Origin of the sequence: Streptomyces sp. SID3212 (assembly GCF_009865405.1) — a bacterium.
In the GTDB taxonomy this organism is placed as follows: domain Bacteria; phylum Actinomycetota; class Actinomycetes; order Streptomycetales; family Streptomycetaceae; genus Streptomyces.
In genome coordinates, this window is record NZ_WWJY01000947.1 from 1 (window position 1) to 11,362 (window position 11,362).

Below are 11,362 nucleotides of genomic sequence, written 5' to 3' on the forward strand. Positions count from 1 at the left end.
CCGCCCGGCCGGGGCGGCGCGTCGGACGCGGTGGCCCTGCGGAGGCGTACGGTCAGCGACGCGCCCTGGCGGCGCAGCCGTTGCAGGGGGGTGGGCGGCAACGCGCGTGCTGCGCCGCGCGCGTAGTACCGCTCGACGTAGAACTGCCCCGCCGACAGCACACTGGTGACGGCGATGTACCAGATGGTCGCCACCATCAGCAGCGGAATGACCTGGTAGGTGCGGTTGTAGATCAACTGCACGGAGAACAGCAGATCCTGCACCGCGAGGACACTGACGATGCTGGTGCCCTTGAGGGTGCCGATGAGCATGTTGCCCGCGGTGGGCACGATCGACCGCATCGCCTGCGGTACGACGATCCGGCGCAGCACCCGCCACCGGCCGAGGCCCAGGGAGGCGGCGGCCTCGGTCTGGCCCGGGTCGACGGACAGAATGCCGCCCCGCACGACTTCGGCGGCGTACGCGGCCTCGTGCAGGGTGAGACCGATCAGCGCGGTGAGACTGGCACCGAAGAGGTTCACGGTCTTGACGGTGAGGAACTCGGGGCCGAACGGGATGCCGAGGCCCAGCGTCGGGTAGAGCGCGCCGATGTTGAACCAGAACAGCAGCTGCACCAGGAGCGGGGTGGAGCGGAAGATCCACACGTACCCCCAACTGATCGTGCGCAGCACGGGGTTGGCGGACAGCCGCAGGACGGCGAAGACCGTGCCGATGAGGAAGCCGAGGACCATCACGGCGGCGGTCAGCCAGAGCGTGAGGACCAGCCCGTCCAGGACGGCCGGGGTGGTGAAGTACTCGCCCACCACGGACCACTGGAACCGCTGGTTGCGGACGACCGAGTTGACGACCATGGCGAGGGCCAGCAGGGCGACAACGGCGGAGAGCCACCGGCCGACATGGCGGCGGGGCACGATACGGGTGAGGTCGTCGGCGGACGGGGGAACGTTCGCGCGGCGCGGCGCGGAGGCGCCGGCCGCGGGCAGGACGTCGGGAGAGACGGACATGGAGGGGCTCCACGGGAGAGGTGGTCGGCGGTGGCCAGCGGGTGTCATCACGCGCACCGCGTCCCTCAACACGGCCGTCACGTCCCGGTGTTGCCACCGGACCGTCATCCCTTCGATCGTACGTGCGGAAACGGGAGGTCTGTCAAGAAGTCCTTTTCCGCCCGGCCACGGCCCGACCACAGTGCGAACGCCGGTTGACTTCCCCGTACGGGCCATGCTCAATTGGCTCCATGCAGAAGCAGCTGCCGTTGGTCACCCGCGGACACATCGACTTCGGTCGAGTGTGGTCCGCCTCGTGTTGCGCCTGACCCGGCAGCGGGCCGCCTGACCGGCCCCTTCCCTCCCTCGGTGACCCCCTCGCGGGCCGAGACTCCACTCCTCACCGGGCGCGCGCTGCCGTCGACCCCGTCGTTCCCCTGACGCTCGTCACGCCTCGTCACGTCATCACGTCGTCGCGCCAGTCCGGTTCTCACCTGCTCGGTGCCACCCTGTCGGGTCCCTCCCTGCTCCGGTTCCGCTCCCGCGGCCCTGAGGCATGACCACGACCGGTCTCTCCCAGCTTCTCTTCTGTACGAAAGGTCCACCATGCCTGTGGAGTTCCTCGGGATAGCCGCCACCCACGACGGTTCGGAGACCCATCCCCGCTCCGGTGCCTCGTTCGACAAGGACTACACACTCAAGCTCGCACGGGCCCACGAGGACCACGGCTGGGACCGGGTGCTGTTCGCGTACGGGTCGGGCTCACCGGACCCCGCCCCGGCCGCCGCGTACATCGCCGCGCACCTGGACAAGCTCCAACTCCTGCTGGCGCACCGGCCGAACGTGTCGTACCCGACCTTCGCCGCGAAGACGTTCGCCACCCTGGACCGGATCAGTGACGGCCGGCTGACGGTCCATTTCATCACCGGGGGCAGCGACCAGGAGCAGGGGCGCGAGGGGGACACACTCACCAAGGACCAGCGGTACTCCCGCACCCGTGAGTACATCGAGATCGTCAAGCGGATCTGGACCTCGCACGAGCCCTTCGACCACGAGGGCGAGCACTACCGGTTCCACGACTTCGTCAGCGACGTCTTCCCGGTCCAGCAGCCCCGGCCCAACGTGTCGTTCGGCGGTTCCTCCGAGGCGGCGTACGCCGCCGGGGGCGCCGAGGCTGACATCTACTGCCTGTGGGGCGAGCCGCTGGCGAAGACCGCCGAGCAGATCGAGGCCGTGAAGGCCGCGGCGCGCGCCGCAGGCCGTACGACCCCGCCCCGGATCCAGGTCGCGTTCCGGCCGATCATCGCGCCGACGGAGGAACTCGCCTGGGAGAAGGCGCACCGCACGGTGGCCGCCATCAACGCCCGCAAGGAGCGGGGGGACGCGGTGGTCAGGCGCGGCCGGGGCCGGGGGGCGCCGGAGAACACCGGCTCGCAGCGGCTGATCGCGATCGCGGAGGCGGGCGAGCGGTACGACCGCGCCCTGTGGACGCCGACCGCCGCCGCCACGGGCGGCGCGGGCAACTCCAACGCGCTCGTGGGCACCCCGGAGACGGTCGCCCAGGCGCTGCTCGACTACTACGACCTCGGGGTGGACATCCTCTCGGCCCGTGGCTACGACCTGCTGGGCGACGCCATCGACTTCGGCCGCCACGTGATCCCGCTGGTGCGCGAAGAGGTCGCGAAGCGGGACGCGGAGAAGGCCGCGAGGGACGCGCGCGCCGGGCACACCGAAAACGCCGCGAGCGCCGAGAGCGGCCCGCGGAGACTGGCGGAGGCCGGGCGATGACCTCCGTCGCCGAACCGGGCGGGCTCACCTGGGTCACGGCCACCGTCACGGACCCGCTCGCCAGGCCGATGCTGCGGGAGCTGGGGGACGAGTACGCCGCGCGGTACGGCAAGGACGCGCACGCCGAGATGGCCCGCTACCCGGCCGCGGAGTTCGACCCGCCGCACGGCGTGCTGCTGCTGTTGCTGGAGCGGGGTGAGGCGGTCGCCGGAGGCGCGTTCCGCCGCTACGACCCCGCGACGGCGGAGCTGAAGCGCATCTGGACCCACTCCGCCCACCGGCGGCGCGGGCTGGCCCGGCGGGTCGTCGCCGAGCTGGAGCGGATCGCCGCCGCGCGCGGCTACCGGCGGGTCTACCTCACCACCGGGCCGCGCCAGCCCGAGGCCAAGGGCCTCTACCTGCGGACCGGTTACACACCGCTGTTCGACACGACGGCCGACCCCGAGACCATCGGGCCGCTCCCGTTCGAGAAACACCTCGCACCGTCGAGGGGAAAGAGATGAGACCCGTGCGCGCTCAGGTATCCGCCGTCCTCGCGGCCCTTCTGCTGCTGCCCGCCCTGGCCGCCTGTGGTACGGACGACACGTCCGGCAAGGAGTCGGCGGGCGCCGCGTCCCCCGCACCCTCGGGTGACGTGGTCGCCGCGCTCAAGAAGGACGACGCGCTGGCGAAGCTACTGCCCGCGGACGTCCGCGAGCGGGGCACCATCAAGATCGCCTCGTCGGTGGGAGCCGCGCCCAGCGCCTACTTCCCCGACGCGACGGGGAAGAAGCCGGTCGGGCTGGACATCGACATCGCCGACGGGGTCGCCAAGATCCTGGGGCTGAAGCTGGAGCGCCAGGAGGCCAGCTTCGAGGCGATCCTGCCGGCGCTCGGCAGTGGCAAGTACGACGTGGGGACCGGCAACTTCGGTGTGACGGACGAGCGTCGCAAGACGATCGACTTCGTCACGTACATCAACGACGGCCAGGGTTTCGCGGTCAGCAAGAACGACACGACCACCCAGAAGGTCACGAAGCTCGACGAACTCTGCGGCAAGACCGTCGGGGTCGGGGCGGGCACCACCTTCGAGGCGACGCTCGACGCGAACAAGTCGGTCTGCGCGCAGGCGGGCAGGAAGCCGTACACGGTCAAGGTCTACTCGGACACCGGCGCCGTCCTCACCAGCCTCCAGCAGGGCCGGATCGACATCGTGATGTCGACCATCAACGGGCTGCGCTACCAGGCGGCCCAGCCGGCCGCGGGCGTGAAGTTCCTCGGTGAGTTCCACCGGCTCGACGTGGGATTCGCCTTCAAGAAGGGCTCCCCGCTGCTCCCGGCGTTCGAGGGCGCGGTCAACGAACTGATCGCCGACGGCACGTACCAGAAGATCCTCGCGCGGTGGGGCACCCAGGACTCCGCGATCGAGAAGTCCGAGATCAGTCCCCCCGAGAAGAAGTAGCGGCAGGAGCGCCCACCATGGAAACCGCCACCGGCACCGCGCAGGCCGCGCCGCCGCCAGGATCTCTCGTACCACCCGGAACCGTCCGGGACGGCGAGGAACTCGCCACCCTGAAAGTGGTGCCCGCCCGCCACTACTGGCGGTGGGCCGCCGGGGTCGCCGCCCTCGTCGTCGTCGCCCAGTTCGTCCACGGCCTGGCCACCAACCCCGGCTGGGACTGGCACACCTTCTCGCTCTACCTGACGGCCGACAGTGTGCTCAAGGCCGTCTGGGTGACCCTCCAACTCACCGCGTACGGTACGGTCCTGGGCTTCGCGCTCGGAATCGTCCTGGCCTTCATGAGGCTGTCGCGCAGCGCGATCCTCCAGACGGTCGCCTGGACGTACATCTGGGCCTTCCGGTCCATCCCGCTCATCGTGCAGCTGCTGTTCTGGTTCAACCTGGCCTACCTGTACAAGGAGCTGGGCGTCGGGATCCCCTTCGGTCCCGTGCTGTGGAGCTTCGACACACTGAACCTGGTCGGTGCCCTCTCGGCCGCCGTCATCGGTCTGGCGCTGCACCAGGCCGCGTACGCCGCCGAGATCGTGCGCGGCGGGATCATCTCCGTCGACGGCGGGCAGTTGGAGGCCGCCGCGGCGCTGGGCATCCCCCGGCTGCGGCAGCTGCGCAGGATCCTGCTCCCGCAGGCGATGCGCGGCATCCTGCCCAACGCCGCCAACGAGGTCATCTCCCTGTTCAAGGGCACCTCGATCGTGTCCGTGATGGCCATCGGCGAGCTGTTCTACCAGGTGCAGGTGGTCTACGGCCGCAACGGGCGTGTGGTGCCCCTGCTGATGGTCGCCACCGCCTGGTACATCCTGCTGACCACCCTGCTGTCCGTCGTCCAGTACTACGTGGAGCGGCACTTCGCGCGGGGCCACGAGCGCACTCCCCCGCCCACCCCGCTCCAGCGTGCCCGCACGTTCGTCCTCAAGCTGCGGGCCACCGCCGCCACCGGAGGTTTCCCGCGATGAGCAACAACGACACGACGACGGTGGGCCCGGGCAGGGGCGCGGGCGCCGAGGGGCCCGACGGCGGTCTGATGGTCGAGGTGCGCGGGGTCCACAAGACCTTCGGCACCCTCGAAGTACTGCGCGGGGTCGACCTCCAGGTCCGCACCGGCGAGGTGACCGTGGTGCTCGGCCCGTCCGGCTCGGGGAAGTCGACGCTGCTGCGCAGCATCAACCACCTGGAGAAGCTCAACAAGGGCTACATCAGCATCGACGGTGAGCTGATCGGCTACCGCAGGGCCGGCAACAAACTGCACGAGCTCAAGGAGCGCGAGGTGCTCAAGCAGCGCCTCCACATCGGCTTCGTCTTCCAGAACTTCAACCTCTTCCCCCACCTGACCGTGGTGGAGAACATCATCGAGGCGCCCGTCTCGGCGCTGCGCGTCCCGCGCAAGCAGGCCCTCGAACAGGCCCGGGTGCTGCTGGAGCGGGTCGGGCTCGCCGACAAGACCGACGTGTACCCGCGTCAGCTGTCCGGCGGCCAGCAGCAGCGGGTGGCGATCGCCCGCGCCCTGGCGCTGGAGCCGAAGGTGCTGCTCTTCGACGAGCCCACCTCGGCGCTCGACCCCGAACTGGTGGGCGAGGTCCTCGATGTCATCAAGGATCTGGCCCGGTCGGGCACCACCATGATCGTCGTCACCCATGAGATCGGCTTCGCCCGTGAGGTCGCGGACACCGTCGTCTTCATGGACGGCGGAGTGATCGTCGAGCAGGGCACGCCGGCGGAGGTGCTCGACCGGCCCCGGCACGAGCGCACCAAGGCGTTCCTGTCGAAGGTCCTCTGACCTCTCCCGTACGTCCTACCTCACCGTCCTTTCCTCCCCGTTCCCCGTCACCGTCACCGTCCCCGTCAAGGAGCCCACCGTGTCGCCCCGTCGCGCCTTTCGTCCCGCCGCCGCCCTGCTCGGCCTCGTCACCGCCCTCACCCTCACCGCCTGCGGCGACCCCGCCGACGACACCGTGAGCAACGCCGCGCCGGCCGCGAAGGGCGCCAAGAAGGCCGAGTTCGACCTGAGTCCCAACCAGAAGCGCCTCACCACCCCCAAGGTCGACGCCGTCGCGGCCCTCCTGCCCGCCGCCATCCGCGAGCGCGGCACGCTGGAGGTCGTCAACTCGGCCGGCTCCGCGCCGCCACTCGACTTCTACGCCACCGACGACAAGACCGTGATCGGCGTGGAGACGGACATCTCCGCGCTGGTCGCGAACGTGCTGGGGCTCAAGCTGAAGTCCCACACCGTCGACTGGGCGAACATCTTCGTCGGGCTCGACAGTGGCAAGTACGACCTCGGCATCAGCAACATCACCGTCACCGAGGAACGCAAGGAGAAGTACGACTTCGCCACCTACCGGCTCGACAACCTCGCGTTCGAGGCCAAGAAGGGCTCGGGCTGGAAGGTCGAGGGCCCCAAGGACGTGGCGGGGAGGACGATCGGGGTCAGCTCCGGCACCAACCAGGAGAAGCTGCTGGTCAGCTGGAGCGAGGAGAACGTGAAGAACGGCCTCAAGGCCACCGACATCAAGTACTACCAGAACGCCACCGACTACTACCTGGCGCTGGGTTCGGGCCGCCTGGACGCCTACCTCGGGCCGAACCCGGTCGCCGCGTACCACTCCGCCTCCACCGGCCAGACGGAGGTCATCGGCACCTACTCCGGTGGCGGGGCCGACGTCCAGGGCAAGATCGCGGCCACCACGAAGAAGGACAACGGCCTGATCAAGGCGGTGCACGAAGCCCTCAACACCGTCATCAAGAACGGCAGTTACGGAAAAGTCCTCAAGCGCTGGGGCCTCTCCAACGAGGCCGTGACGTCCTCGGAGCTCAACCCGCCCGGCCTGCCGAAGACCAACCAGTGACGCCGGGCCGGTAGGCGCCTCGCGCCGGTGTGTGTCCACCGGCCGGTGGACACACACCGACCGGTCTCAGCCCAGCTGCCCCGTTCCCCTGCCCGTGTCCGGCGCCCCCGCCGGACACGGGCACCGCGCGTGGTACTTGAGGGCGACGGCCGCCAGGTCCAGGTGCGCGCCGAAGGCGGGCCGCGCGGCGAGCCGGCGCGCGTAGTCCCACAGGCGCGGGTAGTGCGCGACACACCGGGCCGCCACCGTGTCCAGGTGCGGCCGGTGCACGGTGTCCAGGTACGCCAGCGCCACCCACAACTGGACGTCGGCGGCGGTCGGCGTGTCACCGCCCAGCGCGAACTCCCGCCCCTCCAGGCGCTGTTCGAGCGTGTCCAGCGCGGCGAAGAGCGTGTGCAGAGCGCGGTCCCTGTCCTCGGGCGCCGTGTCGGGCCGCCCCGCGATCCCCGCGTTGACGCCGAGGTCCCGCTCGCACAGCAGGGCGAGGGCCTCGATCTCCTCCTCCGTGCCGCGCGGGCGCAGTTCGGGACCCGAGCCCCCGAACCGTACCGACAGGTCACGCAGGATGTCGGGGACGTACGTACTGACGATCCGCCCGGTCCAGCCGTCGCTGAGCACGGGCGCGGCGGCCGGCCCCGGGTGGTGGTGCGAGGTGGCCTCGTACAGGGGGAGCAGCGCCTCGTACCCGCCGCCGGGACCGTCGGGCACGGCGGGGAGCAGGGTCACGGGGAGGGTGTCGCCGAGGTCGAGCAGGCTGTGGGTGACGGCGATCTCCAGACAGGTGGGACAGGCCGGGGACAGGTGGAGGCGGTAGCGGCGCGGCACGGCGTAGTGGCCGCTGCGCGCGTCGCAGCCGATCCTGCCGCGGATGGTGGGTGCGACGGCGGGTGTGATGAGGGACATGCGTCTCCCTGCGGTGGATGCGTACGGACGGACGGACGCTCACGACACGCGCAGGGCAGGGCGGACCACGGGCCGGGCACGCGGGCGCGGGAGAGCGCGACGCGTGGTGCTACCGGTCGGAGGAGGGCGTGCCTGTGCCGTGTCGGCTCGGAGGATTACGCGGCGCTGCAGACACGGAGCAGGTCGATGTGGCGACGGGAGGTCAGCAGGGGCAGCGACCGGGCCGTGCCGGCCCCGCGATCGATGTCCAGCCCCGAACGACCCATTTGTGCCTACCCGTTCGCTAGATGCCCACAGTCGAGTGTCGGGCCGCCCGGGGGCCCCGTCAAGGGTGCCCGCGTCCCCCGGCGGGGCCGTCTCGCATGGTGAGAGCGGGGGTGGGACCCGCGGGCGGGACGGGGCGTGTGTGACGGGTGGTGTTCCGCGTGTGAACGGCGGCCGTGTTGTGTTACCGGGACATGTCGGGTTCGTGGCCGAACCGGCCGTGCGCCGCCGGGTGCCGTACACCTTCTCTAGGGTCCGTGTCAGGCGTGGACCTCTCCCCCGTCTCCCTCTCCCTCTCCCACGCCTGACGCCACCTCACCTCCCGCCGCCCGACCCGAACCGTGCGAGGCACACCATGAGTCAGCCCGTCGACTCCGTCACCGCGGGGCACACCCCCGAGGACATCTCCGGCCAGGAGCCCGCCGCGGCCTGGTCCTTCGAGACCAAGCAGATCCACTCGGGCGCCGCACCCGATCCGACGACCGGCGCCCGCGCGACGCCGATCTACCAGACGACGTCGTTCGTCTTCAGGAACACCCAGCACGCCGCGGACCTGTTCTCCCTCGCCGAGCCGGGCAACATCTACACCCGGATCCACAACCCGACCCAGGACGTCCTGGAGCAGCGGATCGCCGCGCTGGAGGGCGGGGTGGCGGCCGTCGCCCTCGCCTCGGGGCAGGCCGCGGAGACCCTCGCGATCCTCACCCTGGCGAGCGCGGGCGACCATATCGTCTCCAGCACGTCGTTGTACGGCGGTACGTACAACCTGCTGCGCCACACGCTCCCCCGGTTCGGTATCGAGGTGTCCTTCGTCGACGACCCGGACGACCTCGACGCCTGGCGCGCGGCCGTACGCCCGAACACCAAGGCCCTGTTCGCCGAGACGCTGGGCAACCCGCGCGGCAACGTCCTCGACATCCGGGGGGTGGCCGACGCGGCGCACGACGCCGGGGTGCCGCTGATCGTGGACAACACCGTGCCGACGCCGTACCTGCTGCGTCCGCTGGAGCACGGCGCGGACATCGTGGTCCACTCGGCGACGAAGTTCCTCGGCGGGCACGGCACCACCATCGGCGGCGTGGTCGTCGACGGCGGTACGTTCGACTTCGGCGCGCACGCCGAGCGGTTCGCGGACTTCCACGAGCCCGACCCGAGCTACCACGGCCTCCAGTACTGGCCGGCCCTCGGCCCCGGCGCCTTCGCGATCAAGCTCCGGGTCCAGCTGCTGCGCGACCTCGGTCCGGCGCTCTCCCCGCACTCCGCCTTCCTGCTGCTCCAGGGGGTCGAGACGCTCAGCCTGCGCGTCGAGCGCCACACGTCCAACGCCCTGGCGCTGGCGCGGTGGCTGGAGCGGCGCGACGAGGTCTCGGCCGTCCACTACGCGGGACTGGAGTCCAGCCGGTGGTACGAGGCCGGGCAGCGGTACCTGCCGAGGGGCGCGGGCGCGGTCCTGGCCTTCGAGCTGCGGGACGGCGTGGAGGCGGGCAAGCGGTTCGTGGACGGCGTCGAGCTGTTCAGCCACCTCGCCAACATCGGTGACGTACGCAGTCTGATCATCCACCCGGCGTCGACCACCCACAGCCAGCTCGACGAGGAGCAGCTGGTGGCCACCGGCACCGCGCCCGGTCTGGTGCGGCTCTCCGTGGGCCTGGAGAACGTCGACGACCTCAAGGCCGATCTGGAGGCCGGGTTCCGCGCGGCCAAGGCGGCGTCCTGACGATGTCGGTCGAACCGGCCACACGTCCCCTCCCCCCGGCCACCGCCGGCTGGCAGGAGGGGGACCCGCCGGGCCGCCGCTCCTGGGTGACGCTGGAGCGCCCCCTCCCCCTGGAGGCGGGCGGTTCGCTGCCCGCCGTACGACTCGCGTACGAGACGTGGGGGCGCCTCGCCCCCGACGCCTCGAACGCGGTGCTGGTCCTGCACGCGCTGACGGGAGACAGCCATGTCGCGGGACCGGCAGGGCCGGGGCATCCCACCGGCGGCTGGTGGGATGCCCTGGTCGGCCCGGGGCTGCCGTTCGACACCGAGCGGTGGTTCGTGGTCGCGCCGAACGTCCTGGGCGGCTGCCAGGGTAGTACGGGCCCCTCGTCGCTCCGTCCCGGGGCGGCCCGTCCCGGTGAGCGCTGGGGGCCCGACTTCCCGTACCTGACCCAGCGGGACCAGGTGGCCGCCGAGGCGGCCCTCGCGGACGCCCTGGGCATCGACCGCTGGGCCGCCGTCGTCGGCGGTTCCATGGGCGGGATGCGCGCGCTCGAATGGGCCGTCGGCCACCCGGAGCGCACCGGGTCCCTCCTCGTCCTCGCCTGTCCCGCCGCGGCCTCCGCCGAGCAGATCGCCTGGGGAGCCGTCCAGACCGGGGCCATCAGGTCCGACCCGGGCTGGCACGGGGGCCGCTACCACGACGCACCGGCGGGCTCCGGACCGTACCGCGGTCTCGGGGTGGCCCGGCGGATCGCCCATGTGACGTACCGCAGCGAGCCCGAACTGGCCGCCCGGTTCGGCGGCGCCCCGCAGCCGGGCGAACACCCCTGGCGGGGCGGGCGCTACCAGGTCGAGTCGTACCTGGACCACCACGCGGCCAAGCTGGCGCACCGCTTCGACGCGGGCAGCTACGTCACGCTGACGGAGGCGATGAACGGCCACGACGTGGGCCGGGACCGGGGCGGCGCCACCGCGGCGCTGCGCCGGGCCACCATGCCCGCGCTGGTCGCCGGGGTCGACTCCGACCGGCTGTACCCGCCGTCGCAGCAGGCGGAGCTGGCCGCGGCGCTGCCGGGCGCGGACCGGCCGAGGATCGTCGAGTCGCCGTACGGACACGACGGTTTCCTCATCGAGACGGAGCAGGTGGGCGCGCTGGTGCGGGAGTTGCTGGCGTGAGGTGACGGGGGGGTGTGGGCGCGGGGTGGGTTCGTACGCCCGGAGCACATGGCGCGCGGCATACGGCGTACGGCGCGCGCGATCGCCACGCGGAGGGCCGGGCGCGTACCGGACGTACGCGCCCGGTCCGCCGACGCGCCGGCCTCCGTATGCCGCGCGCCGGACACCCCTTCGCGGACGCCCCCGGGTCCCGCCCCCGGTCC

General features: G+C 71.5%; 11 protein-coding genes. 8 read left to right on the forward strand and 3 right to left on the reverse strand.

Annotation, left to right across the window (positions count from 1 at the left end):
* Window positions 1–1,004 (reverse strand): amino acid ABC transporter permease (locus GT042_RS28315; protein WP_161311557.1); only part of this gene is annotated, 1,004 nt, incomplete at its 3' end.
* A gap of 585 nt (window positions 1,005–1,589) precedes the next feature.
* Between GT042_RS28315 and GT042_RS28320 the strand changes: the two genes are divergently transcribed.
* The 6 genes from GT042_RS28320 (at window position 1,590) to GT042_RS28345 (ending at window position 7,115) form a co-directional block, all read left to right on the forward strand.
* Window positions 1,590–2,771 (forward strand): LLM class flavin-dependent oxidoreductase, encoded by a 1,182-nt coding sequence (locus GT042_RS28320; protein ID WP_161311558.1) that lies wholly within the window; start codon window positions 1,590–1,592, stop codon window positions 2,769–2,771.
* The gene (locus GT042_RS28325) at window positions 2,768–3,274 is read left to right on the forward strand and encodes a GNAT family N-acetyltransferase (RefSeq protein ID WP_161311559.1); all 507 of its coding nucleotides are present in this window, start codon (window positions 2,768–2,770) and stop codon (window positions 3,272–3,274) included. The genes GT042_RS28320 and GT042_RS28325 overlap by 4 nt, the downstream gene beginning before the upstream one ends.
* Entirely contained in the window at window positions 3,271–4,212 is a 942-nt protein-coding gene (locus GT042_RS28330; protein WP_161311560.1) for an ABC transporter substrate-binding protein, read from the forward strand. The genes GT042_RS28325 and GT042_RS28330 overlap by 4 nt, the downstream gene beginning before the upstream one ends.
* Before the next feature lie 17 nt (window positions 4,213–4,229).
* Entirely contained in the window at window positions 4,230–5,225 is a 996-nt protein-coding gene (locus GT042_RS28335) for an amino acid ABC transporter permease (protein WP_161311561.1), read from the forward strand.
* 68 nt (window positions 5,226–5,293) lie between these two features.
* Window positions 5,294–6,046: an amino acid ABC transporter ATP-binding protein gene (locus GT042_RS28340; protein WP_161311565.1), complete on the forward strand. Its 753-nt coding sequence runs from the start codon at window positions 5,294–5,296 to the stop codon at window positions 6,044–6,046.
* Window positions 6,047–6,125: 79 nt separating this feature from the next.
* Window positions 6,126–7,115, forward strand: a complete 990-nt coding sequence (locus GT042_RS28345) for an ABC transporter substrate-binding protein (protein ID WP_345943956.1) — start codon at window positions 6,126–6,128, stop codon at window positions 7,113–7,115.
* Between the two features lie 66 nt (window positions 7,116–7,181).
* Here GT042_RS28345 and GT042_RS28350 read toward each other — a convergent pair whose 3' ends face one another.
* Window positions 7,182–8,018: a glutathione S-transferase C-terminal domain-containing protein gene (locus GT042_RS28350; RefSeq protein WP_161311562.1), complete on the reverse strand. Its 837-nt coding sequence runs from the start codon at window positions 8,016–8,018 to the stop codon at window positions 7,182–7,184.
* A 155-nt stretch (window positions 8,019–8,173) separates the two neighbouring features.
* A complete protein-coding gene (locus GT042_RS40190; RefSeq protein WP_327233060.1) occupies window positions 8,174–8,284 on the reverse strand; it encodes a putative leader peptide in 111 nt (36 codons plus the stop codon).
* A gap of 353 nt (window positions 8,285–8,637) precedes the next feature.
* Between GT042_RS40190 and GT042_RS28355 the strand changes: the two genes are divergently transcribed.
* Complete coding sequence (locus GT042_RS28355) at window positions 8,638–9,999, forward strand: bifunctional o-acetylhomoserine/o-acetylserine sulfhydrylase (RefSeq protein ID WP_161311563.1); 1,362 nt, start codon at window positions 8,638–8,640, stop codon at window positions 9,997–9,999.
* A gap of 2 nt (window positions 10,000–10,001) precedes the next feature.
* Complete coding sequence (locus GT042_RS28360) at window positions 10,002–11,159, forward strand: homoserine O-acetyltransferase (RefSeq protein ID WP_161311564.1); 1,158 nt, start codon at window positions 10,002–10,004, stop codon at window positions 11,157–11,159.
* Window positions 11,160–11,362: the final 203 nt, after the last annotated feature.

What these genes read in the sequence shown, in the direction of transcription:
- GT042_RS40190 (WP_327233060.1), bottom strand. Translation starts at nt 8,284, where the DNA reads ATGGGTCGTTCGGGGCTGGACATCGATCGCGGGGCCGGCACGGCCCGG.
- GT042_RS28360 (WP_161311564.1), top strand. Translation starts at nt 10,002, where the DNA reads ATGTCGGTCGAACCGGCCACACGTCCCCTCCCCCCGGCCACCGCCGGC.
- GT042_RS28355 (WP_161311563.1), top strand. Translation starts at nt 8,638, where the DNA reads ATGAGTCAGCCCGTCGACTCCGTCACCGCGGGGCACACCCCCGAGGAC.
- GT042_RS28320 (WP_161311558.1), top strand. Translation starts at nt 1,590, where the DNA reads ATGCCTGTGGAGTTCCTCGGGATAGCCGCCACCCACGACGGTTCGGAG.
- GT042_RS28350 (WP_161311562.1), bottom strand. Translation starts at nt 8,018, where the DNA reads ATGTCCCTCATCACACCCGCCGTCGCACCCACCATCCGCGGCAGGATC.
- GT042_RS28340 (WP_161311565.1), top strand. Translation starts at nt 5,294, where the DNA reads ATGGTCGAGGTGCGCGGGGTCCACAAGACCTTCGGCACCCTCGAAGTA.
- GT042_RS28335 (WP_161311561.1), top strand. Translation starts at nt 4,230, where the DNA reads ATGGAAACCGCCACCGGCACCGCGCAGGCCGCGCCGCCGCCAGGATCT.
- GT042_RS28330 (WP_161311560.1), top strand. Translation starts at nt 3,271, where the DNA reads ATGAGACCCGTGCGCGCTCAGGTATCCGCCGTCCTCGCGGCCCTTCTG.
- GT042_RS28325 (WP_161311559.1), top strand. Translation starts at nt 2,768, where the DNA reads ATGACCTCCGTCGCCGAACCGGGCGGGCTCACCTGGGTCACGGCCACC.